The organism is Rhodopseudomonas boonkerdii (assembly GCF_021184025.1).
Lineage (GTDB): Bacteria > Pseudomonadota > Alphaproteobacteria > Rhizobiales > Xanthobacteraceae > Tardiphaga > Tardiphaga boonkerdii.
Genome location: NZ_CP036537.1, coordinates 528,657 through 551,220 on the forward strand (window position 1 = coordinate 528,657; position 22,564 = coordinate 551,220).

Consider the following 22,564-nt stretch of genomic DNA (forward strand, 5'->3'; position numbering starts at 1 on the left):
AGGTTGATCGCGGGTACCGCGGCAATCTTGGCCGCGCTTGGGGCATCGAGCTTCTACGTCGTCTCCGGAGCCTACGACTTCGGAGCGGACACGCCCCATTGGGCCCTCACGCGCGTGGTGATCGAGACGTTCCGCGACCATTCGATCGCGGTGAGGACCCGTGACATCGTCGTCCCAGACTTCGGCGACGAGAAGCTGGTGCTGAAGGGCGCCGGCCAGTACGCCGCGATGTGCGTCAACTGTCACCTCGCGCCGGGCATGAAGGATTCAGAAATACGGCCGGGCCTCTATCCGCAACCGCCCAACCTTTCCGAGAAGCGGGTGGATCCCGCACGGGCCTTCTGGATCGTGAAGCACGGCCTGAAGATGAGCGGCATGCCGGCTTGGGGGCTCGGTCACGACGACGCCGCCATCTGGAGCATCGTCGCCTTCGTGACCAAGCTGCCCGGACTGTCCGAGGAACACTACAAGCAGATGGTCGCCGACGCCCCGCCGGACGAGGAGATGGGCGGGATGAAGATGGATGGCGACAAGGCAGGGACGGGCGGCAATCCGGCTCAGGACAAAGGTGGCGCGAAGCCCGTGGGCGGTCACCAGCATTGATGGCCCAGGAAGCGATGGTCGGCACCTGACGGCGGAAGGACGAGAGACGTATGGTATCGCAGGGGAGCGAGGAACGACTGAGGACTTCGATAGAGGCGTGGCGGGCGGATCCCGGCGCGACCTATCGGACGTGGTTCCTGTGGGAGGAGCGCTTGAAGAACTTCCGCTCCATCCGCCGCGGCATCGAGCAGGTCGTAAGGCAGATCGAGTGCGGGTCGTTCGGGAACGTCTACAAGGGTTCCTCGCTCGAGGTCGCCGTGAGGTCCGTCGCCGAGCAGCGGCAGATATTCAAGGGCGCGGATCACGCGTTCTTGTGGAAGCCGAAGCTGCGGATTCCCGACATATACGAAGACCCCGACAACCAGCGCGCCTTCGGCCGTTTCCTCGACGCCTGCTGCTGCTGTTCGACGGAGGAGCAGGTGCTGCACGCCGTGACGACCCTCGACGCCCGCCGCATCAAGGGACTGGGTCCCGCGGCGGCGAACCTGCTTTACTTCCTGCATCCCACGATCGCCGTGCCCTTCAATACGGCTATCGTCAGGGGGTACAACGCGGTCACCGGGTCTCGGACGAAGCTCGGGAGCTGGCCGGACTATCTTGCGATGCGTGCCGGAACGCTGCGGCTCAATGAGCGCCACCGGGACCTGCTCTCGAACGATCTCGGGGCCATCGCCGGATTCCTGTTCGACGTCGGAACGGGCCGATATCCCGCACCGCCGCTAGACGAGGCCGACGCGGTCGCGGTCTGGGAGCGCGATCTGGCCGCTGTACGCGAGAGGGCCGTCGAACTTCTGCCGACACGCGAACCGGAGAGTGACCGGTCCCACACCGATATGCAGGGCCTGTTGCGCGATATCGGCCTCGGGCTCGGATACGACGTCTGGATCGCCGCCAACGACCGTAACCGCCCGTATGGCGGAGGGCGGCTGTCCGACGGATGCGCCGGCGACTTGCGGCCATTCGACGGGTCCGCCGGCATCGACGCCGTACGGCTGATTGACGTGCTCTGGCTGGACAAGCGGGACGGCGCCATCCATGCGGCCTTCGAGGTGGAGCACTCGACCTCCATCTATTCCGGAATCGTGAGGATGCTCGACCTCGCGCTCGGCCCGTGCGGCAATCTCTTGAAGGGCATCTTCCTGGTGGCGCCGGATGCCCGCGAGAGCGAGGTCCGCGCGCAGATGGCGAGGCCCGCCTTCGCCGCGGTCGTAGGCTTGGACGTCCGCTATCTCGCCTACGGCGAACTCGAACGACATCGGGACTCGATCATCCGTTTCGGCGAGGGGCTGAAAGCGATCAGGTCGATCTCGAAGTGCTTGCCATGATTCAGACGCGGCGGGTCGGTTAGTGCCCTGCGCGATACCCACAGTCACGAAACCAGAGGAGTGTGCGATGCATGAGATATTCGAATCCGTCACGCGCCGGCGCGCGCTGGCCCTGCTTGCCGCCGGCATCGCGGTGTCGCCGGGGCTGGCCCGCGCAGAGGCGCCGGCCGTCCTTGTCCACAAGGATCCGGACTGCGGCTGCTGCGGCGGCTGGGTGAAGCACATGCAGGCCGCGGGGTTTGCGGTGACTGTCGATGAGACGGCCGATCTGAGGGCGGTCCGGACGCGGCTTCGTGTGCCGCCATCGTTGGCCTCCTGCCACACCGCGGAAGTGTCCGGCTTCGTCGTCGAGGGCCACGTGCCCGCGCAGGCGATCCGACGGCTCCTCGCACAGCGCCCGGCCGTCCTGGGACTTGCGGTCCCGGGCATGCCCGCCGGATCGCCCGGTATGGAAGGTGGAACGCCGAGGGCGTACGATGTCCTGACCTTCGGAGCCGACGGCCAGAAGCCGTTCATGCGGTTTCTGGGCACGGAAATCGCGACCTGAGCCGACGCGGTTAACCAGATCGGCCGTTTCGTTGGCGCCGCTGGCGAAGACGTGAACCGACGGCCCTTCCCTGTAGCCGCCGCCCATGTGATGGTCCTGCCATGGATATTCGACGTACCATCGGTCGTCTGCTCGCGGTCTTCGTGATCGCAGGGCTCGCGTTCGCGCCGATGGTGACGCCGGCGACCGCAAAAGGCGCGGCCTCCGCCGTGACGGTCGACATGTCCGCGATGTCGGCAGACATGCCGTGTTGTCCCGACGAGCAGAAGAGCGACGGCTGCAAGGATTGTCCGTTGCTCGCCTTGTGCATGCTGACGGTCGCACAGGCGGATCTGTCGGCGGCGAACGGCATCCGGATATCCTTCCAGGTCGGCCGTCTCTCGTTCGCGTTCGACGACCTTGCGGCCGACGGCCTCGTCGGCGACCCTCCGGACCATCCTCCTCGAACCTCGACCTGATCGGCGTCAAAACGCCGTCTGCTGCCGTTCCGGCCCAAGGCCGTGCGGTTGAACATGCATGCCGCTATCCGCGGTACATCAGGACATCGAGGATCTCATCATGAAGAGCTGCAAATCCACGCGCGCCCTCCGGGCCGCGGCGGTCTGCCTTGGCTTGGCCGTCGGAGCCACGACAGCACGCGCCGACGTCAAGGACTACGAATTCCAACTCGTCGACAAGACCGTCAAGAAGGGCGAAGCGGTCATCGCCGTCCGCCTCGTCCACAAGCCGGACGGCAAACCGGTCCCGGACGCCGTCATCTTCGCCAAGCGGCTGGACATGGCTCCGGACGGCATGGAGTCGATGAAGACCACCATAGATGCGATGCCTAGCACAGAGCCGGGAGTCTACAAGTTCAAGGCCGCCGTGACGATGGAAGGCGGCTGGCAGTTGTCGCTTGGCGCCAAGGTCCAGGGCGAGACGGGAACGGTCGAGAACAAGCTCGTCCTGAAGGCGACGCCGTGACAGCGGCGGCCTCCATCGCGCGTTTTGCGATTGTAGGAGCGACCACAGCATTGCTGTGGTCGTATCCCGCCGCCGCTGCCGAGCGGAACGAGCTCGGTGCCACGGTGGAAAGCGTCGTCGCTTTCGCCCGGCGTCTCAATCCGACGGTTGCCGCCGCGTCGCTCGATTTCGACGCGGCGGTGCACAGGATCGGAACGATGGGCGTCGTAGCCGATCCGACGCTCATCCTCGAAGCATGGGACGTCAACCGGCAGGGCGTCGGTCAGCGCCGCGTCGGTTTCGATCAGGAGATCAAGCTTTGGGGAAAATACGGCCTGGAACGCGACATCGCGCGTTCGGACGCGGATGCCGCGAAATTCCAGGGGCGCGCGACCGTGATCGAATTGGTCGCGCAGGTCGTGGCCGCGCACGGCGAATACAACGCCGCCTATGAAGCCATCGGCATCGCGACCGACATCAGGCGACGCTACGACGAGATCCTCGGCCTGCTGCGCTCCCGCTACGGCACGACATCGGTTGACCGGCAGGACGTCATCAAGGCCGAGATCGAGGCCGCCTCCGCCGAGGGTGATCTCGTCCGGCGGCAGGGCGAACTGAAATCCGCCGCGGCGCGGCTGAACGCGTTGATCGGCCGACCGTCCCTGGCGCCTCTGGCGGCACCGACGGGCTTCCGGATGCTCAAGGTGGTCGGCCTTGCCCAGGTTCAGACGCTCGGGCGGTCGGCGAACCCGATGTTGGCGCTCGCAGGGGCCCAGAGCAGTGCGGCGGCCCAAGCCAAATCGCTGACCGATCTGAACTACTATCCCGACGTCAACGTCGGTGCGAAGTACGTGCAACGACCGGCAGCGGAGTCGACTGGCGAGTTCACGCTGGGGGTCAAGCTACCGCTGCACTACGACGTGAAGGACGCCGAACAGCGCGCGGCCGGCGCACGCCTCTCTGCCGCTCAGGCTCGAAACGAGGCGCTTCGGCTGCGGATCGACGGACAGATCGCGGACGCCTGGTTCGGCGTCGATGCTTTGCGCAAGGTCGTCCAGATCTACGCGTCCCGCCAACTGCCGCCCGCGCGCTCCTCGGTGGAGAACGCCCGCAACGGCTTCCAGGCCGGCTCCTCGGATCTCTCGCTGCTCTTCGACTCGGAGCGCCGTTTCCGGGCCGTCCAGCTCGACCTGCTCAAGCTCAAGGTCGAATTGCAATCGAAGTATGCCGAGCTCGAGCGGCTCGCGGGAGGTTCGCTATGAAGCGTTCGTCGACCTTGATCCTGATCGCTGCCGTGGCGACGACCGCCGGCGGCGCCGGCTTGGCGTTCGGTAGGTTGAACCATCCGCTGCCGGCCTGGCTGTCGGCCGTGCTGCCTGCGGCCGCCGACATGAGCCCCGCTCGCCCATCGCCGACCGGACCGGTCGTGTACTACCGCGACCCGGACGGGAAACCGAAATACTCGCCGGCGCCGGCGAAGACCGCTTCGGGCAAGGAATACTTACCCGTACGCAGCAGCGAGGACCTGAGCTTCGAGGAGGCGCCGCAGCCCGTGGCCGAGAAGGGTGCCGAGCCCAGACGCATCAAGTTCTACCGCAATCCTATGGGGCTTCCGGATACCTCGCCGGTCCCGAAGAAGGACTCGATGGGGATGGACTACCTGCCGGTCTACGACGGCGAGCAGGACGACGACGCCTCGGTGAAGGTCAGCGCGGGCAAGCTTCAGAAGGCGGGCGTGCGGACGGAAACGGCGGAGCTCCGCACGCTCAACACGATGGTCAGGGCGCCGGGGACGCTGCAGCAGGACGAGCGGCGCGTGTCGGTCGTGTCGCTCCGCTTCGAAGGATTCATCGACACCGTCGCGGACGTCACCACCGGCTCGCATGTCCGCAAGGGGCAGCCCCTGATGCGGATCTACGGGCCGAACCTGTCGAGCGCCGCCGCCGAATATCTGTCGGCGCTGAACGCCCGGAGCGACGTCGGCATCGGCGGCCAGGCACTGAAGGGCGCGCGCCGCCGTCTCGAGAATCTCGGTGCTCCGGACGGCTTCATAGCGGACATCGAACGCACCCGGGAGGTGCCGGTCTATCTGGACTGGCCCGCGCCTCAGGACGGCGAGATCGTGGACCGGACCGCCGTCAACGGCATGCGGGCCGCACCCGGCGACATCCTGTTCCGGATCGTCGACCGCGGTGTGGTGTGGGTGATGGTCGACGTCTCGGAGCGGGATCTGGCACTGCTGGAGGTTGGTCAGAAGGCCGTCGTGCGGCCCCGGGCCTATCCCGACCGGCGCTTCGCCGGAAAGGTGACGGTGATCTATCCGAACCTGAGACCCGAGACGCGCACCGCGCGGGTCAGGATCGAACTTCCCAATCCGGACGAGGTGCTGCGGCCGGACATGTACGCCGACGTGGAGATCGCCACTGGGACGGAAGCGCCCGTCGTGACCGTGTCGAGCAGCGCCGTCATCGACAGCGGCGAGCGCCAATTGGTGCTGCTGGACAAGGGGGAAGGCCGGTTCGAACCGCGCGCAGTCAGGCTCGGACGCCGCGGAGAAGGCCGGGTGGAGATTAAGGAGGGGCTTGCCGAACACGACAAGGTCGTCGTTTCCGCGAACTTCCTGATCGACGCCGAAAGCAACCTGAAGGCCGCACTCTCAGGCCTCGATACGGGAGAGAAAACGCAATGATCGCGCGTCTCATCGACTGGTCGGCCCGCAACCTGATGCTGATCCTGATCGGAACGGTCTTCGTCGTCGCGGGCGGTCTATACGCCTTGAAGCACTCGGCCTTGGACGCGATACCGGACCTCTCCGACACCCAGGTGATCGTCTATACCGAGTACAAGGGGCAGGCGCCCCAGGTCATCGAGGACCAGGTGACCTATCCCCTGACGACGGCCATGCTGACGGTGCCGAAATCGAAGGTCGTCCGCGGCTTCTCCTTCTTCGGCGTGTCGTTCGTCTACATCATCTTCGAGGACGGTACCGATATCTACTGGGCACGCTCGCGCGTGCTCGAATATCTCAACGCCGCGGCGCGCAGGCTTCCGGCCGGCGTCACGCCGACATTGGGGCCCGACGCCACCGGCGTCGGTTGGGTCTATCAATACGCACTACAGTCGAAGGACAGGTCTCTGGCGGACCTACGGTCCATCCAGGACTGGACCATCCGTTACGGCGTCTCCAAGGCCGAGGGCGTCGCCGAAGTCGCAAGCGTCGGCGGCTTCGTCAAGCAGTACAACATCGTGGTCGATCCGAACCGGCTGAGGTCGCTCGACATCCCGCTCGCCAAGGTGCGGGACGCGGTCCGCGGCAGCAACATGGACGTGGGAGGCCGCACCGTCGAACTGTCGGAATTCGAGTTCATCGTGCGGGGCAGAGGCTACGTCAAAAGCCTGTCCGACCTATCGAACATCGTGCTCAAGGTCGACAAAGGGACCCCGGTGCTGCTGAAGGACGTCGCGCGGATCGAGATCGGGCCCGACGAGCGTCGCGGCATAACCGAGCTCAACGGTGAGGGCGAGGTCGCCAGCGGCATCGCGCTGCAGCGCTTCGGCCAAAACGCGCTCGACGTCATCGACAATGTGAAGTCGCGGTTGGCCGAGATGGCGTCGGCACTGCCGAAGGGCGTCGAGATCATACCGGTCTACGACCGCTCCGATCTGATCCACAACGCGATCGGGACCCTGAAGCGGACGCTGACCGAAGAGAGCGTCGTGGTCGCTATCGTCTGCATCGTGTTCCTGCTGCACGTGCGCAGCGCGCTCGTCGCCATCGTCATGCTGCCGGTCGGGATCCTGATGGCGTTCGGCGCCATGAAGCTCCTCGGCATCGGATCCAACATCATGAGCCTGGGCGGCATCGCGATCGCGATCGGCGCCATGATCGACGGCGCCATCGTCATGATCGAGAACGCCCATAAACACCTGGAACGGGCCCCGTCCGACAAGCCCCGGTTGGAGGTGCTGATCGAAGCCGCGAGCGAGGTCGGCCCGGCGCTGTTCTTCAGCCTGCTGATCATCACGGTGTCGTTCCTGCCTATCTTCACCATGGAGTCGCAGGAAGGCCGGCTGTTCAGCCCGCTGGCGTTCACGAAGACGTTCTCGATGGCGGCTGCCGCCCTCCTGTCCATCACCCTGGTGCCGGCGCTGATGGTGCTGTTCGTGCGCGGCAGGATCGTTCCTGAGAACAGGAATCCTATCAACCGCTTCCTGATCTGGAGCTACCGGCCACTGATCCGCGGCGTGCTGAAGGCCAAGATCCTGACGATCGTCCTCGCGGTCGTTGCCCTGGCGGTCAGCGTGTGGCCCGCGCGTCAGCTCGGGACGGAGTTCATGCCGAGCCTGAACGAAGGCACGTTGATGTACATGCCGACCACGTTGCCGGGCCTGTCGGTGACCAAGGCGGCGGAGATTCTGCAGACCCAGAACAGGATTATCAAGACGTTCCCCGAGGTGGCTTCGGTCTACGGCAAGGCCGGCCGCGCCGAGACCGCCACCGATCCCGCGCCGACCGAGATGTTCGAGACGATCGTCAATCTCAAGCCGAAGGAGCAGTGGCGGCCGGGAATGACGGTCGACGGCCTGATCGCCGATCTGGACAAGGCGCTGCAGTTTCCCGGCGTGTCCAATGCCTGGACCATGCCCATCAAGGCCCGCACCGACATGCTTGCGACCGGCATACGCACCCCGATAGGTATCAAGGTGCTGGGCACCGATCTGGTCGAGATGGAGAAGCTCGCGCGGCAGATCGAAACGGTCGTGAAGGCGGTCCCCGGAACGTCGAGCGCGTATGCCGAGCGCGTCATCGGCGGGTACTATCTCGACGTCGTTCCGGACCGGCAGGCGCTTGCGCGGTACGGCCTGATGATCAGCGATGTGCAGGATACGGTATCGTCCGCCCTGGGTGGCGAAACGATCACGACGACCGTGGAAGGTCGCGAGCGCTACGGCGTCAATCTGCGGTATCCGCGCGACCTGCGCAGCGATCCGCAGTCGATCGCCCGGGACGTCCTGGTCGGGCTTCCGGGCGGCGGCACCGTGCCCTTGGGCGAGGTCGCGGCCATCAAGCTGACGCGGGGCCCGACGTCGATCCGGACCGAGAACGGGCAGCTCGCGGTCTACATCTTCGTCGACATCCGGGACCGCGATCTCGGCGGCTACGTCGCCGACGCCAAGGCGGCCGTGGCCGCCAGCGTCCAGTTTCCGCCTGGAAACTACGTGGTCTGGAGCGGCCAGTTCGAATATCTGGAGCGCGCGACGGCACGGCTCAAGATCGTCGTGCCCGTCACGCTGCTGATCATCTTCCTGCTGCTCTACCTGAACTTCCGACGCTTGACCGAGACGTTGATCGTGATGCTGTCGCTTCCGTTCGCGCTCGTCGGCGGGCTGTGGCTGATGTGGTGGCTCGGCTTCAACTTCTCCGTCGCCGTCGCCGTCGGCTTCATCGCGCTGGCCGGCGTCGCGGCCGAGACCGGCGTCATCATGCTGATCTATCTCGATCACGCGATGAAGGAGATCCAGGCGGCGCGGGCCGTCGAAGGCAAGCCGTTCACGCGTTCCGACCTGAACGCGGCGATCATGCTGGGCGCTGTCGAGCGGGTCCGCCCGAAGATGATGACCGTCGTGGCCATCATGGCCGGCCTGATCCCGATCCTGTGGAGTACAGGGACGGGATCGGAAGTCATGCAGCGCATCGCGGTGCCGATGATCGGCGGCATGATCTCGTCGACCATCCTGACGCTCATCGTGATTCCGGCCGTCTACGCCCTCATCAAGGGCTTCGGGCTGCCCCGAGGCCCGGAGGCCGAGGTGCCTGAAGCAAAGGCCGACGGTGCCGCCGGGCTGATGGATCGGTCCGACCGACCACAGGCGGCCGAATGAGGCCCTGCGGGCTCACCGTACATCTTCGTCGGATTCCGGCTTTTTTCTCGGTCGCCTGTAACCGGTATTCTCGGTTTTGCGAACTCATGGGAATGGACCCGTCATGATCTCCCCTGAGACCGAGCTTAGAAAGCTCATGCTTGCGAGCCTGGACGGCAACGCGGTCGCGCATCGCGCGCTGCTTAGCCGCCTGAGCGGGCATCTGCGCGCGTATTACAGAAGCAAGCTCGCCCGGGCCGGACGGTCGGTCGGCGACGCGGAGGATCTCGTCCAGGAGGCGGTGCTGGCGATCCACCTCAAGCGGCACACCTATGATCCGACCGAGCCGTTGACACCGTGGGTGCATGCGATCGCGCGGTTCAAGCTGATCGACTTCCTGCGCCGGACGCGGAGGTCCACGACCGACCTGCCCATCGACGCGGCGGAGGATGTGACCGCGGGAGACGACCGGTCGGGCGCCGAAAGCAGCCTCGACTTGGCGCGTCTGATGGAACTGCTGCCGGAGAAAATGCGATGTTCCATCGTCGCGGTGAAGCTCGACGGCAGGAGCGTCGCGGAGGCCGCCGCGCGATGCGGCGTTTCCGAGTCTTCCGTGAAGATCAACATCCACCGCGGCCTGAAGAGATTGGCCGCTTCGATTGCGAAGGAGTCGCGCGCATGAAGACGGAAGAGCTTCTGGACTTGCTGAGCACGGGCGACGTCGGCGTCGATCGGACGCCGCACTCATGGACGATCGGCGCAGCGGTCGTGATCGGGGCCGTGGCCGCGCTGATCGGCGTGGCCTTCGTTCTCGGCTTCCGTCCGGATCTCGCCGATTCGCGCGCCGCCGGTTTTCTCGTCCTGAAGCTCTCGTTCACGATAGCGGTCGTCGTGCTCGCATCCTTCTTACTAACGAAGCTCGCGCGTCCGGGTGGCGAGCGCAGGACGAGGCCGATCCTCATCGTCCTGCCGTTCGCCGTCATCGCGGCCCTCGGCCTGGTCAACCTTTCCTTCGCGCCGCCCGCCCATTGGGAGGCGATGATCGTCGGAGATCAGTGGTTGGAATGTCTGCTGTCGATACCGCTCATCGCGATCGTTCCTTTCGCCGCCACGATCTGGGCCGTGCGAAAGGGGGCGCCGACGAATCTCAGGCTCGCCGGGGCCGTGGCAGGACTGTTCGCCGGCGGCGTGAGCGCGATGGCCTACGCGCTGCACTGCATGGACGACTTGCTACCCTTCGTGACTGTCTGGTACGGAGGAACGATCCTGTTGTGCGCGCTCGCCGGAGCCGCTCTGGGCCCGCGTCTGCTGAGGTGGTGAACGATCGTCATCACGTCGGTGTGAGCCTGTAACCGGCACTCGCTCGGCTCCGTACTCATCGTTGAAAGTGCGATGAAGCCGCTTTCGTAACCAGATGGAGTTGGACCATGTTGCGCAATGCGATTTTTCTTTCTGCTATCCTGACGTCGGCCGTCGTGTTTTCGGCCGCGGCGAATGCGGGCTCGACGATCACCGATAAGAGCTACTGGCCGAACGAGGCGCGACGAAGCGCTCAGTCCAGGGTCGCGACTCGCCCCGATCCGAATTCTGCGCTTGCCTATGACGGCGCAAGTCTCGCCGGCCCGTCTGACGCGGCGGACCGCGCGCCCACTTCGTGGCGCTACCACGGCGGCCCGAAGGGGCGCTAGGTCCGAGACTGTGCTTGTTGCGGATACAGAAACGGGCGGGCGGTAGCGAGGCGCGTCCGCCCGCCCCACCGCCGCTCTCGTCCGATCGACCGGCACGGCGACATTTTTGAGATGGTCGGGGCAAGTCGCGAGGGGCTCCTCATCGCTCTTCCGCTGCACCCCGACTCCCGAAGCGTCGTCGTCGGCACTTTATGCGTTCGTTCATGATGGCGACCGACGTCATCACCCTGACCGACTCGATCATGAAGAGGCTTGTGCCGGACGATTGGCGAGGGCAATCTGCCGCAGCGAAGTCGGAGTTCGCCCGCGATCGCTGATCGGCGGCAATCCGCATCCGATTTCGTGATGGTGTTGGCGATAGAAATTTGCTATCCAGCGAGCATGAACCGAAAAGCCGGCCCAAAGCTGCCAAGATCGCGAGCAACGCCCGTTAGGCGGCTGCTTTTGGCGATTCTAGCGGCGGCGTATCTGGTGGTCGGGTTTGCCGGCGAGATTGCGTGTGCGGAAGACCTTTCCACGTCCGTTCCTGTCGGCATCAGCACGGCGGAAAAAACCGACGAGGGTTCCAAGAAGACCCCGACGGTGGTCGATCATTGCTACTCCTGCGTCCCTCTCACCGTGCCTGCGGCGGTTGCGGTGTACGAGCCGTTGAGCATGTCGGCGCAGATTTCGTTTCCGAACGAGACGGTTCTCGTCCTAGAGGCGCGCCTACCGGACCCGCCGCCCCCCAAATTTCTGACCTGAGCTATCAGCGCGCGCGAATGACTTCGCGCAACCGTCTCATTTTCAGGTCACACCTATGTCACGCCTGCCTGTCGTCGCGCTCGTCTTTTGCGCGTTGCTTCCCTATTCGGCTCCGTCCTTCGCAGCAGACGGAGCGTCTCGCGCGATTTCCCTGCCTCAGGCACTCCAGCGAGCCCTGGCCGCCAACCCGCGCCTGACGGCTGCGGAACGCGATGTCGGCGTCGCGGGTGGGCTCCGCATTCAGGCCGGAGCGCTTCCCAATCCGGAGGCCTCGTTCGAACTCGATAATGCGTTCGGGTCGGGACCCTACAAGGGTGTCCGTTCGGCCGAGACCAATCTGCAGCTTAGTCAACTCGTCGAACTGGGCGGCAAGCGGGAAGCGCGCGTCGCGGCCGGCGAGGCCGGCATCGGCACGGCCGTCTGGCAGCGGCGGGCGACGCGGTTGGAAGTCCTCTCAGAGACCGCGATCGCGTTCATTACCATCATCAGCGCGCAGCGGCGCATCGAGATATTCGACGAGCAGATCGCAAGTTTCGATCCCCTGATTCCGTTGTTGCAAAAACGCGTCCAGGAGGGGGCGTCCTCGCCGGCCGAGACCCTGCGCGCGCAGGTGGCCGCCGACCTTTTCCGCGTCGAACGGGAACGCAGCAAGACATTGTTGGCGACCGCGCGCCGCGATCTTGCGATCCTGATGGGCGACGCCAGTCCGAGGTTCGGCGAAGCCGTGGGTCGATTGGCCACCACCGGCCAGCCCCCGCCGTTCAAGGCGGTACTCCAGGCGATCGACGCCAATCCGCAATTGGCGCGCTGGACCGCCGTCACGGCGCAGCGCAACGCCGAACTGCTTATCGCGCGGCTGAAGGCCATTCCCGACCCCCGGATTTCGGCGGGTTGGCGGCATTTCCAGGAGACCAACGACAACGCGGTGCGTCTCGGCGTCTCGATTCCGATTCCGGTCTTCGACCAGAACACCGGCAACATCATCGCAGCACAGGAGACGCTGGCGAAGACGGATGCCGAGCGGGCCATCAACAAGCTCGTCCTGCTCAGCATCGCCGGCCGGGCCTACGACGCCCTGACCGGCGCTTTGGCCGAACTCAAGCTGCTGCGGTCGTCGGTCATTCTCAACGCCCGCAGCGCGGCGGAGACCATCCTCAGCGGCTACTCGCAAGGCCGTTTCACCCTTCTCGAACTGCTCGACGTCCGGGGGTCGTTGTTGCAGGCGCTGCTTCGCGAGCAGGAAGCGCTGCAGAATTTCCACATCGCCGTGGCGACGATCGAAGGTCTCGTCGGTAACCCGTTTTCGCTCACCCGCGAGAGTTCAAGGCAATGAAAGCATTCGTTCGCTATTCGGTATTCATCGTGGTCGCTCTGGGTCTTGCCTATGGCGGCTACCGGATGCTTGCCCCGGCGGCCACGAAACCGGCTCCGTCGGAAAAGGCCGAGAAGGAGGAGCACGCCGACAGCGTGACGTTGAGCGACGCCAAGATCGAGACCGCAGGAATCGAGCTTGCAACAGCTTCGGCGGGTGTGCTGCGAGACAGTCTGTTGCTGAACGGTATCGTGCAGCCGAATCAGGAATCGCTGGTCCAGGTCACGCCCCGCTTTCCCGGCATCGTGCGAGACGTGCGGAAGCGGATCGGCGATCGCGTTCAAAAGAACGATGTCCTTGCGCTCATCGAAAGCAACCAAAGCCTGACGCAATACGAATTGAAAGCCGTGCTCGCGGGGACGGTGATCGATCGTCAGACCACCTTAGGAGAATATGTATCCGAGCAGAAACCGGCGTTCGTCATCGCCGACTTGTCGACGGTGTGGATCGACTTCTCCGTCTATCGACGCGATCTGAAGCGGGTCAGCATCGGCGATCAGGTCTTCATCGACCCCGCCGATGGAGGATCTCCGATCGAGGCCAAGGTTTCGTATCTGTCGCCGGTCGGCAGCAGCGACACGCAGAGCGCGATTGCGCGTGCAGTGGTCACGAATTCCGAGCAGCGGCTGCGCCCCGGGTTGTTCATCACGGCGAGGCTGACCTTGTCCGAAAAGAAAGTAACCGTGGCGGTGAAATCGTCGGCGCTGCAGATCTGGGAAAACCGCACCGTCGTCTTCGTCCGCAACGGCGAGAAATTCGATGCTCGGGACGTCGAGATAGGCGCGCGGGATCCGGACCTCGTCGAGATCACCTTTGGCGTCCTGGAAGGTGACGTCTATGCGGCGCGGAATAGTTTCATCGTCAAGGCGGAACTGGGGAAAGGATCGGGAGACAATGACTGATGACGCTGCAATGACGATGGTCACCGCTCTGATCAGGCCGCACATGGAAGGCCACGTGGTGCGCGTGCTGCACGACCTGCCGGATTTCCCGGGCTTCACATTTGATGAAGTGCGGGGACAAGGAAGGGGTCGTGGACAAGGAGGCGCCTACGTCTCGGCCGATTCGGATCTGACCTGGCACCGGTTCCTCGAGCTGCGGCTAGTATGCCGGTCCGAATTGGCCGATGAGATTTGCGATCGCATCGCTGCTGCCGCCTGGACCGGCCGTAAGGGCGACGGCGTCGTGTTTACGACGCCTGTCCGTGCATTTGGTCGCATCAGGGAAATCGGGCGACGTACGGAGAAGCGCGATGCTTGATGCAATTCTTTCCTTCGCCATCCGCCAACGATGGCTGGTGATGATCGGCGTCCTGGTCATGAGCGCCTTCGGCGCGTGGAATTTCACGCGACTGCCGATTGACGCCGTTCCCGACATCACCAACGTCCAGATCCAGATCAACAGCCGGGCCCCCGGCTACTCGCCCCTTGAGGTCGAACAGCGCATCACGTTTCCGGTCGAGACCGCGATGGGAGGGCTGCCCCATCTCGACAGCACCCGCTCCCAGTCGCGCTACGGCCTGAGCCAGGTGACCGTCATCTTCAAGGACGGCACCGACATCTATTTCGCCAGACAATTGGTCAACGAGCGGATCCAGCAGGTCAAGGACCAGCTTCCCCCCAGTATCGAAACCGCGATGGGCCCGGTCTCCACGGGTCTGGGCGAAATCTATCTGTTCACGGTCGAAGCAAAGCCGGAGGCCCGTAAAGCGGGCGGCGATCCTTACACTCCCAGCGACCTGCGCACGATCCAGGACTGGATCATCAAGCCGCAATTGCGGAACGTGCCCGGAGTCATCGAGGTGAACACCGTCGGAGGCTTCGAGAAACAATTCCACGTGTTGCCGGATCCGGCCCAGTTGATGGCGTACAAGCTCAGTTTCCGCGACGTCATGACGGCGCTTTCATCGAACAATGCAAACGTCGGCGCCGGCTACATCGAGCGCAATGGCGAGCAATATCTCGTCCGTACGCCGGGGCAGGTCGCAAACATCGATGAGATCAGGGAAATCGTCATCGGATCCAGGAACGGCGTGCCGGTTCGGGTTTCGGATGTCGCCGACGTCAAGGAAGGCAAGGATCTGCGCACCGGCGCGGCCACTCTGAACGGCAAGGAGGTCGTGCTCGGAACCGCCATGCTGCTGATCGGCGAGAACAGCCGGACAGTCGCCCAGCGGGTCGCAACCAAAATCAAGGAGATAAGCCGTTCGTTGCCGGATGGCGTGGTCGCCCGGGCCATCTACGACCGGACGCGCCTCGTCGAAGCGACCGTTGCGACCGTCGAGAAGAATCTGGTCGAAGGTGCTCTTCTTGTGATCGTGATCCTGTTCATGATCCTCGGAAACTTCAGGGCGGCGATAGCGACGGCGCTCGTCATCCCGCTTTCCATGCTCTTCACGATCACGGGAATGGTGGAAAACAAGGTCAGCGCCAATCTCATGAGTCTGGGTGCCATCGATTTCGGCATCATCATCGACGGTGCCGTCATCATCGTCGAGAACTGTTTGCGCCTTTTGGCGGTAGAGCAGCATCGGTTGGGCCGGGTTCTCGAACGCCAGGAGAGATTTGAGACGATCCTGACGGCGTCCCGGGAAGTCATCGGTCCGAGTCTGTTCGGAACGCTGATCATCGGGGTCGTCTACATCCCGATCCTGACCCTCACCGGTGTCGAGGGTAAGATGTTCACGCCGATGGCCCTGACCGTGCTGATGGCGTTGACCGGCGCCAGCATTCTCTCCCTGACGTTCGTGCCGGCGGCCGTTGCCCTCCTCGTCACCGGCAAGGTTTCCGAGCATGAGAATATTTTCATGCGGGGAGCACGTCATATCTACACACCGCTGCTCGCTGCCTCCATCCGCAACAGGTTCGGCGTCGCCTTGATCGCGGCTCTGCTGGTCGTTGTCTGCGGTATCGCGGCTTCCCGAATGGGGGGTGAATTCATTCCAAGCCTGGATGAAGGCGACGTGTCCATGGAGGTGGTGCGTATCCCGGGAACGAGCTTGACCCAGTCGGTGGAGATGCAGGCGATGCTGGAGAGGCGACTGCTCAAACTGCCCGAGGTCAAGGAAGTGTTCGCCCGCACCGGCACGGCGGAAGTCGCCACCGACCTGATGCCGCCATCGACGTCGGACTGCTATGTGATGCTGAAGCCGAGGAAGGAATGGCCCGATCCCCTCAAGTCGAAAGCGACCGTCGTTTCCGACATCCAGCAGGCGTCTGCGGACGTCCCGGGAAGCATCTATGGCATTTCGCAGCCGATCCAACAGCGCATGAACGAGCTGATATCCGGCGTCCGAAGCGACGTCGGCGTCAAGATATTCGGAGACGATCTCGACGTATTGGTCCAGTCCGCGGCCCGTGTGCAGGCGGTGCTGCAAAACGTGCAAGGGGCGGCCGACGTCAAGACCGAGCAGGCCGCAGGCTTGCCGGTGCTTACCGTCAAGCTGAACCGCCAGGCGCTGTCGCGCTACGGGATCAATGTCGGCGACGTCCAGAACCTGGTCGAGATCGCCGTCGGAGGAAAGAACTCCGGGATGTTGTTCGAGGGCGACCGGCGCTTCAGCATCGTCGTCAGGCTTCCGGAGCATTTGCGCTCGGACATCGAGGCGATCAGATCGTTGCCGATCCCGTTGCCGCCGCTTGAGAACCAGGCAAAGGCGACGCACGTCCTATGGGGCAATTCGCCCCTCGCACAAATCCGCTACGTCCCGTTGTCGGAACTGGCCAAGATCGATCTGGCACCCGGGCCCAACCAGATCAGCCGCGAAGACGGCAAGCGGCGCATCGTCGTGACGGCGAACGTGAGAGGCCGCGATCTCGGATCGTTCGTCGCCGATGCCCAAAGACAGGTCGAGCAAAAGGTGAAGCTGCCGGCAGGTTATTGGATCGGGTGGGGCGGCCAGTTCGAACAGCTGGTGTCCGCTACGCAGCGCCTTACGATCGTCGTTCCGATCGCGCTGCTGCTGATCTTTCTGCTGCTTTTCATCAGCTTGGGCTCGATGCCCGACGCGCTGCTGGTCTTCAGCGGTGTGCCGCTCGCCTTGACCGGCGGAATTGTCGCGCTTCTGCTCCGAGGAATACCTTTGTCGATCAGCGCGGGCATCGGCTTCATCGCGCTCTCCGGCGTGGCTGTGCTCAACGGCCTGGTCATCATCACTTTCATAGAACGACTGCGCCGAGAGGGACGCCCGCTCGTCGAAGCCGTCAGCGAAGGTGCGCTTACCCGTCTGCGTCCGGTGTTGATGACCGCGCTCGTCGCCTCGCTGGGCTTCGTCCCGATGGCAATTGCAACGGGCGCCGGCGCGGAGGTTCAGAGACCTTTGGCGACCGTCGTGATCGGCGGAATCATCTCGTCGACGATTCTTACCTTGTTGGTACTACCGGTACTCTACGTCCTTTTTAGAAGAGAGGATCTCGAGAAAAGCGAAGCGAAATCACCCGCGACCCAAGGAGCGAAATCATGAAATACGCGCTGTTGTTGATTGCCACCATTCTGTTCGCCGCCCCGGCTTCCGCCGAAGAATACGAAAAAGGACCCAACGGGGGTCAGATGCTCGACGTCGCTGGCGTCGACGCCGAACTTTTGACGGCCGGGAATACGATCACGATCAATGTGTTCGTTCCCAACACGCCCAAGCCGGTCCCGACGAAAGGCTTCACTGCGGCGGCGCTCATCGTCGGCGGCGGCGGTCGCGAGACTCTTCCGCTTGTCCCCCAGGGCGAGAATTCGCTGAAGGGAGACGCGAAGACACCCATAGCAGCGGGCGCGACGATCACGCTCACCCTCAAGACCGCAGAGGGAAAATCGGGGCAGGCGAAATTCAAAAAATAGGAACCTAGACCATGGCGCGAATTCTTTGACCGGTCGGATGCCGATCGAACTAACTGCACCGCGCGGCTACCTCGGCCATGCGCCCCGCCCCTTCGCCCGCGGTGCGGGCCGCAGCGTTGGCCGTTCACTCGGTCTGCTGACCCTGTCGTCGATTGCCTTGCTTGCAGCCGACGCAGGACGGGAACTGCGGGCGGAACCGCCAAAGGCCAGAATCGTCGGTTTGGGCGCAGCGACGTGCCGGCAGTTCAACGATGAAGTCAAAACCAATCCTTTGGTCAGGCGGGACTATCTGGCGTGGGCTCAAGGGTTCATGAGCGGCATCTTGTTGAGCAGGCCACCCGGTGTAGACGAGGGTCTCGATCTCAATCCCCCGAGCTTCGGCCTCATCGTTCAACTGCGCTTCATGGAAGATCGGTGCGCGATGAGCCCGTCGCTCGATTTTTCCGATGCTGTCGAAGCGCTTTACAAGCGGCTCCGTCAGGAGGGCAAAACGTGAAATTGAAACAATGCGTCGAGCCGCGCCGGCTGCGGCCAAGGAAACGATCATGAGCGACGACTCACAAGCCTTAAAGATGCACTTCCGCACCGAATCTTCGGATGGGCGCGCCCCGGTCGCGAAGCTCCGGTAGATGATATGAACACAGTGATTGCCAAGAACGGCTCGGGTCGAGACCTGAGGTTGGACCTTTTTCGCGGGCTGGCGAATTGGGCGATCTTTCTCGACCACATTCCCAATAACGTGGTCGCCTGGATCACGATGAAGAACTACGGGTTCAGCGACGCAGCCGACCTGTTCGTCTTCATCTCCGGCTACACTGTCGCACTCGTCTATTCGCGGACGATGGCCGCCGATGGCTTTGTCGTGGCCGCGGTCGGCATGCTGGCTCGGGCCTGGAAGCTATACGTTGCGCATATCCTGCTGTTCGTCGTCTACGTCGCCGCGATCGGCTACGTGGCCCAGAATTACGGTCACGCCTATCTGCTCGACGAATTCAACATCCGGCGTCTGATCGCCGATCCGATCGAATTTCTGAAGCACGGGCTGCTGCTCGAGTTCAAGCCGCTTAATCTGGACGTCCTTCCTCTCTACACCGCGCTGATGGCCACGTTCCCGCCGTTCCTCTGGCTATTGAAGCGGACGCCGGGTCTGGCGCTCGCGGCTTCGTTCGCGATCTATGTGGCGGCCCGGACCTTCGAGTGGAACCTCGCGAGCTATCCCGATGGCGCGTGGTATTTCAATCCCTTCGCCTGGCAGTTTCTATTCGTGATCGGCGCCTGGATCTCGCTCCATGGATCCGGCCTGGTGACGCGGTTGACCGCATCCCGCCCGGCCCTGTGGTCGGCCGTGCTTTACCTGTTGCTCAGTTTCGCCGTCATGCTCGCTGCGCATTTCGGTTTCTCATCGGCGATGCCGGCACCGATCGCCGATCTGTTTCTTCCGAACGACAAGACGAACCTGGCACCGTATCGGATCCTGCATTTCCTCGCGCTTGCGCTGGTCGTCGCGAGATTGGTGCCGCGCAGCGCGATGGCGTTGAAGCTACCCGTCCTGCGTCCCGCGATAATCTGCGGCGAGCGCTCCCTCGATGTATTTTGCGTCGGAATATTCCTGTCGTTCGCCGGCTGCTTCCTCATCGAATTGGTTTCCGACTCTATCGTCTTTCAGTTGCTCGTCAGCCTATCTGGCATCGCCTTGATGACGGCCGTCGCCTACTTCCGAACGTGGACCAAGAACCTCCGACCCGCATCGGTGCCGGACAGATTGAGGGCCGTATGATGTCAGAGCCCCTTGGAGCGAAACCGATGGCGCCGGCGGCTTCGATTACCACGCGCTTGCGGGTTGAAGGGATGGACTGCGCCTCCTGTGCAACCAAAATCCAAAACGCGCTGCAGCGCATGCTTGGCATCAGCGAGGTGAACGTCTCCGTAACCGGCGGAACGGTGACGGTCAGACGCGATCCCAACGGTGTGGGTGATGACACCATCCGGGACCAGATCTCAGCTCTGGGCTACGGGGTGGCTCGCTCGGAGACCTATCGGAACGATGTTCAGGGCGAAGGCGAGGACTCGCCGCCGGCGCAGCATGACTCCCATTCGCATCTGGAAGAAGCCTTCGGCCAGCATTGGTGGCAAACCCGCAAGGGCCGGTTGACGATCGCATCCGGATTAGCTCTCGCGGTCGCTTTCGCCGTAGGAAAAGCCCTTCCGGCCACCGAGCAGTGGGCATTTTTACTGGCGATGATGGTCGGTTTGATCCCGATCGCCAAGCGCGCGATTTCCGCTGCGATGGCAGGCACGCCGTTCTCGATCGAAATGCTTATGACGACTGCAGCCGCTGGTGCGGTGTTCATCGGGGCGACGGAGGAAGCGGCGACGGTGGTCTTCCTGTTTCTGATCGGCGAACTGCTTGAGGGCGTCGCCGCGAGCCGAGCGCGCGCCAGCATCCAGGACCTGACCAAGCTGGTACCGAAGACCGCCCGGGTCGAGGAAGACGGTCGGGTCCGCGAGGTCCCAGCGGACTCCCTTTCTGTGGGGGCCACGATCCAGGTGCGTCCCGGCGACCGCGTTCCGGCGGACGGGGCCATCCTTTCCGGAGAGAGTTCGATCGACGAAGCGCCGGTCACGGGTGAAAGCACGCCCGTCCGGAAGGGGCGCGATGCGATCCTGTTCGCCGGCACCGTCAACGGCGACGGACTGCTCCGGGTGCGCGTGACGGCTGCCGCGGCGGACAATACGATCGCGCGCGTGGTGAAGCTCGTCGAAGAGGCGCAGGAGTCCAAGGCTCCGACCGAGCGCTTCATCGACCGCTTCTCTCGGTACTACACGCCCGGCGTGGTAGCGGTGGCGGCCCTGGTGGCCATCGTCCCGCCGCTGTTGTTCGGGGGAGCATGGAACGCCTGGATCTACAAGGGCCTGGCCATTCTCTTGATCGGATGTCCTTGCGCCCTGGTCATCTCGGTGCCTGCGGCGATCGCGGCCAGCTTGTCTGCCGGCGCGCGTCGGGGACTATTGCTGAAGGGGGGCGCCGTACTCGAACAGATCGGCAAGATCACCATCGCCTGTTTCGACAAGACGGGCACGCTCACCGCGGGCAAGCCCCAGGTCACGGACATCATCGGTTTCGGGCACAGCGAGGGTGACGTCCTGCGTTTCGCAGCAGCGCTCGAGTCCGGATCCAGTCACCCGCTTGCGACCGCGATCCTGTCAAAGGCGGCGGAGCAGCAGATGTCGGTGCCGCCGACTTCCGATTCCAAGGCGATCGGCGGCAAGGGCGTCCAGGCGACGGTGGAGGGCATGCGGATATTCCTCGGCTCGCCCAACGCGGTCGTCGAACTTGCTCCCGTCACCGCCGACCAAAATGCCCGGATCTCGGCGCTCAACGACGAAGGCAAGACGGTTTCCTTGCTCGTCATGGACGGCAGGATCGCCGGAGCCATCGCCATGCGAGACGAGCCTCGTCCGGATGCCAAGTATGGGCTGAAACTGTTGTCGGACGCAGGGATCCGGACGGTGATGCTCACCGGCGACAACCGCCGCACTGCCACCGCCATCGGCAAGCAATTAGGAATCGACGTCGAAGCGGAACTGTTGCCCCAGGACAAGCTGCGGATCGTCGGCCAATTCCAGAACGAAGGTTTTGTGGTCGCCAAGGTTGGTGACGGCATCAACGACGCGCCCGCGTTGGCGGCAGCCGACGTCGGCATCGCGATGGGCGGCGGAGCCGACGTCGCGCTGGAGACGGCCGACGCTGCCGTGCTGCACGGGCGCGTGTCCGACGTGGCCGCGATGGTCGTCCTGTCCAAGCGGACCATGGCCAACATCCGTCAGAACATCGCCGTCGCGCTGGGCCTGAAGGCCGTCTTTCTCGTCACCACGGTCGTCGGACTGACCGGCTTATGGCCTGCCATTCTAGCCGACACCGGTGCGACGGTTCTGGTGACGATGAACGCATTGCGCCTGCTCCGCCTGCCCCGAGGGCCCGTTTACGGTGGAAAAAAATCGACGACGAAATTTTTCGCGTAGCTTGAACACCGAAAAGGACGCCCATGTTTTCTCCCTTCAGCCGAATGGTCGTCGAGGGCCGCTTGCGTCGAGCGTTGTTGCAAGTGGCGGTGATCTCCATCGCCTGTGGGCCGCCGACGGCGGCTTTGGCAGCTACCGGGGACGGCGGCGGGACCACGCGTTTCGACCTCACATTGCTCGTCCGGATCGTGGTTGCCGTCGTGCTGGCCTTTCCGATCGGATGGGAACGCGAATTCCGCGGCTCCGAGGCCGGCGACCGCACGTTCATGCTGGTCAGCTTGGGAGCAGCGGCATTCACTGCCGTTGGCGTCGAAAACTTTCCGGCGACCGCGGAGAAGATAATGGCCGGTGTCGTCACAGGCGTCGGCTTTCTCGGCGGCGGCATGATCCTCAAGGACGGCGGCAACGTGCGGGGACTGACCACGGCCGCTGCGATCTGGGCGGCGTCGGCGGTCGGCATGCTCGCTGGGATCGGCGAGCTTCTGATCGCCGCACTGGTGACCGTTCTGGTCATTCTGATCCTGGAATTGCAGTTCCTGCCCGTGATCGGGAGGCTCGATGCGCGGCGCTGGAGGCCGAAGGACGCCAGTCGCGATTCGAACGGCAATGAATTCTGACCCAGCAGGCG

The 22,564-nt window shown here is 63.9% G+C and carries 21 protein-coding genes; all 21 read left to right on the forward strand.

All coding sequences use genetic code 11. The features are described from left to right. The first annotated feature begins 3 nt into the window (after positions 1–3). The 21 genes from E0H22_RS02505 (at position 4) to E0H22_RS02605 (ending at position 22,553) form a co-directional block, all read left to right on the forward strand. Entirely contained in the window at positions 4–603 is a 600-nt protein-coding gene (locus E0H22_RS02505; protein WP_233024184.1) for a c-type cytochrome, read from the forward strand. A gap of 50 nt (positions 604–653) precedes the next feature. Continuing rightward, positions 654–1,928, forward strand: a complete 1,275-nt coding sequence (locus tag E0H22_RS02510; protein ID WP_233024185.1) for a type II restriction endonuclease — start codon at positions 654–656, stop codon at positions 1,926–1,928. A 67-nt stretch (positions 1,929–1,995) separates the two neighbouring features. Then, positions 1,996–2,475, forward strand: a complete 480-nt coding sequence (locus tag E0H22_RS02515) for a DUF411 domain-containing protein (RefSeq protein ID WP_233024186.1) — start codon at positions 1,996–1,998, stop codon at positions 2,473–2,475. 101 nt (positions 2,476–2,576) lie between these two features. Then, the gene (locus E0H22_RS02520) at positions 2,577–2,933 is read left to right on the forward strand and encodes a hypothetical protein (RefSeq protein ID WP_233024187.1); all 357 of its coding nucleotides are present in this window, start codon (positions 2,577–2,579) and stop codon (positions 2,931–2,933) included. A 100-nt stretch (positions 2,934–3,033) separates the two neighbouring features. After that, entirely contained in the window at positions 3,034–3,438 is a 405-nt protein-coding gene (locus E0H22_RS02525) for a FixH family protein (protein WP_233024188.1), read from the forward strand. Then, a complete protein-coding gene (locus tag E0H22_RS02530; RefSeq protein WP_233024189.1) occupies positions 3,435–4,679 on the forward strand; it encodes a TolC family protein in 1,245 nt (414 codons plus the stop codon). The genes E0H22_RS02525 and E0H22_RS02530 overlap by 4 nt, the downstream gene beginning before the upstream one ends. Continuing rightward, positions 4,676–6,106 carry an efflux RND transporter periplasmic adaptor subunit gene (locus E0H22_RS02535; RefSeq protein ID WP_233024190.1) on the forward strand — a complete coding sequence of 477 codons (1,431 nt, stop codon included), beginning with the start codon at positions 4,676–4,678 and terminating at the stop codon, positions 6,104–6,106. The genes E0H22_RS02530 and E0H22_RS02535 overlap by 4 nt, the downstream gene beginning before the upstream one ends. Then, positions 6,103–9,300, forward strand: a complete 3,198-nt coding sequence (locus tag E0H22_RS02540; RefSeq protein ID WP_233024191.1) for an efflux RND transporter permease subunit — start codon at positions 6,103–6,105, stop codon at positions 9,298–9,300. The genes E0H22_RS02535 and E0H22_RS02540 overlap by 4 nt, the downstream gene beginning before the upstream one ends. 103 nt (positions 9,301–9,403) lie before the next feature. Continuing rightward, positions 9,404–9,961 carry a sigma-70 family RNA polymerase sigma factor gene (locus E0H22_RS02545; protein ID WP_233024192.1) on the forward strand — a complete coding sequence of 186 codons (558 nt, stop codon included), beginning with the start codon at positions 9,404–9,406 and terminating at the stop codon, positions 9,959–9,961. After that, entirely contained in the window at positions 9,958–10,599 is a 642-nt protein-coding gene (locus tag E0H22_RS02550; protein ID WP_233024193.1) for an NrsF family protein, read from the forward strand. Before E0H22_RS02545 ends, E0H22_RS02550 begins: the two co-directional genes overlap by 4 nt. A 107-nt stretch (positions 10,600–10,706) precedes the next feature. Next, positions 10,707–10,967, forward strand: coding sequence for a hypothetical protein (locus tag E0H22_RS02555; RefSeq protein ID WP_233024194.1), 261 nt, complete (start codon positions 10,707–10,709; stop codon positions 10,965–10,967). Between the two features lie 444 nt (positions 10,968–11,411). After that, the gene (locus E0H22_RS02560) at positions 11,412–11,711 is read left to right on the forward strand and encodes a hypothetical protein (protein ID WP_233024195.1); all 300 of its coding nucleotides are present in this window, start codon (positions 11,412–11,414) and stop codon (positions 11,709–11,711) included. A 55-nt stretch (positions 11,712–11,766) separates the two neighbouring features. Further along, a complete protein-coding gene (ihpA, locus tag E0H22_RS02565; protein ID WP_233024196.1) occupies positions 11,767–13,044 on the forward strand; it encodes a divalent metal ion exporter subunit IhpA in 1,278 nt (425 codons plus the stop codon). After that, positions 13,041–13,985, forward strand: a complete 945-nt coding sequence (ihpB, locus tag E0H22_RS02570; RefSeq protein ID WP_233024197.1) for a divalent metal ion exporter adaptor subunit IhpB — start codon at positions 13,041–13,043, stop codon at positions 13,983–13,985. Before ihpA ends, ihpB begins: the two co-directional genes overlap by 4 nt. Continuing rightward, positions 13,978–14,343, forward strand: coding sequence for a P-II family nitrogen regulator (locus E0H22_RS02575; RefSeq protein WP_233024198.1), 366 nt, complete (start codon positions 13,978–13,980; stop codon positions 14,341–14,343). The genes ihpB and E0H22_RS02575 overlap by 8 nt, the downstream gene beginning before the upstream one ends. Further along, positions 14,336–17,545: an efflux RND transporter permease subunit gene (locus E0H22_RS02580; protein ID WP_233024199.1), complete on the forward strand. Its 3,210-nt coding sequence runs from the start codon at positions 14,336–14,338 to the stop codon at positions 17,543–17,545. The genes E0H22_RS02575 and E0H22_RS02580 overlap by 8 nt, the downstream gene beginning before the upstream one ends. Continuing rightward, positions 17,542–17,913: a hypothetical protein gene (locus E0H22_RS02585; protein ID WP_233024200.1), complete on the forward strand. Its 372-nt coding sequence runs from the start codon at positions 17,542–17,544 to the stop codon at positions 17,911–17,913. The genes E0H22_RS02580 and E0H22_RS02585 overlap by 4 nt, the downstream gene beginning before the upstream one ends. A gap of 37 nt (positions 17,914–17,950) precedes the next feature. Then, positions 17,951–18,409: a hypothetical protein gene (locus tag E0H22_RS02590; RefSeq protein ID WP_233024201.1), complete on the forward strand. Its 459-nt coding sequence runs from the start codon at positions 17,951–17,953 to the stop codon at positions 18,407–18,409. 138 nt (positions 18,410–18,547) lie between these two features. Beyond that, on the forward strand, positions 18,548–19,690 hold the full coding sequence (locus E0H22_RS02595) for an OpgC family protein (protein WP_233024202.1): 1,143 nt from the start codon (positions 18,548–18,550) through the stop codon (positions 19,688–19,690). Positions 19,691–19,716: 26 nt separating this feature from the next. Then, a complete protein-coding gene (locus E0H22_RS02600) occupies positions 19,717–21,936 on the forward strand; it encodes a heavy metal translocating P-type ATPase (RefSeq protein ID WP_233024203.1) in 2,220 nt (739 codons plus the stop codon). A gap of 23 nt (positions 21,937–21,959) precedes the next feature. Then, entirely contained in the window at positions 21,960–22,553 is a 594-nt protein-coding gene (locus E0H22_RS02605; RefSeq protein ID WP_233024204.1) for an MgtC/SapB family protein, read from the forward strand. Positions 22,554–22,564: the final 11 nt, after the last annotated feature.

Coding starts and splice junctions, on each gene's coding strand:
- E0H22_RS02510 (WP_233024185.1), top strand. CDS start 654: ATGGTATCGCAGGGGAGCGAGGAACGACTGAGGACTTCGATAGAGGCG.
- E0H22_RS02580 (WP_233024199.1), top strand. CDS start 14,336: ATGCTTGATGCAATTCTTTCCTTCGCCATCCGCCAACGATGGCTGGTG.
- E0H22_RS02585 (WP_233024200.1), top strand. CDS start 17,542: ATGAAATACGCGCTGTTGTTGATTGCCACCATTCTGTTCGCCGCCCCG.
- E0H22_RS02535 (WP_233024190.1), top strand. CDS start 4,676: ATGAAGCGTTCGTCGACCTTGATCCTGATCGCTGCCGTGGCGACGACC.
- E0H22_RS02540 (WP_233024191.1), top strand. CDS start 6,103: ATGATCGCGCGTCTCATCGACTGGTCGGCCCGCAACCTGATGCTGATC.
- E0H22_RS02575 (WP_233024198.1), top strand. CDS start 13,978: ATGACTGATGACGCTGCAATGACGATGGTCACCGCTCTGATCAGGCCG.
- E0H22_RS02555 (WP_233024194.1), top strand. CDS start 10,707: ATGTTGCGCAATGCGATTTTTCTTTCTGCTATCCTGACGTCGGCCGTC.
- E0H22_RS02520 (WP_233024187.1), top strand. CDS start 2,577: ATGGATATTCGACGTACCATCGGTCGTCTGCTCGCGGTCTTCGTGATC.
- ihpB (WP_233024197.1), top strand. CDS start 13,041: ATGAAAGCATTCGTTCGCTATTCGGTATTCATCGTGGTCGCTCTGGGT.
- E0H22_RS02550 (WP_233024193.1), top strand. CDS start 9,958: ATGAAGACGGAAGAGCTTCTGGACTTGCTGAGCACGGGCGACGTCGGC.
- E0H22_RS02605 (WP_233024204.1), top strand. CDS start 21,960: ATGTTTTCTCCCTTCAGCCGAATGGTCGTCGAGGGCCGCTTGCGTCGA.
- E0H22_RS02600 (WP_233024203.1), top strand. CDS start 19,717: ATGGCGCCGGCGGCTTCGATTACCACGCGCTTGCGGGTTGAAGGGATG.
- E0H22_RS02525 (WP_233024188.1), top strand. CDS start 3,034: ATGAAGAGCTGCAAATCCACGCGCGCCCTCCGGGCCGCGGCGGTCTGC.
- E0H22_RS02515 (WP_233024186.1), top strand. CDS start 1,996: ATGCATGAGATATTCGAATCCGTCACGCGCCGGCGCGCGCTGGCCCTG.
- E0H22_RS02545 (WP_233024192.1), top strand. CDS start 9,404: ATGATCTCCCCTGAGACCGAGCTTAGAAAGCTCATGCTTGCGAGCCTG.
- ihpA (WP_233024196.1), top strand. CDS start 11,767: ATGTCACGCCTGCCTGTCGTCGCGCTCGTCTTTTGCGCGTTGCTTCCC.
- E0H22_RS02590 (WP_233024201.1), top strand. CDS start 17,951: ATGCCGATCGAACTAACTGCACCGCGCGGCTACCTCGGCCATGCGCCC.
- E0H22_RS02595 (WP_233024202.1), top strand. CDS start 18,548: ATGAACACAGTGATTGCCAAGAACGGCTCGGGTCGAGACCTGAGGTTG.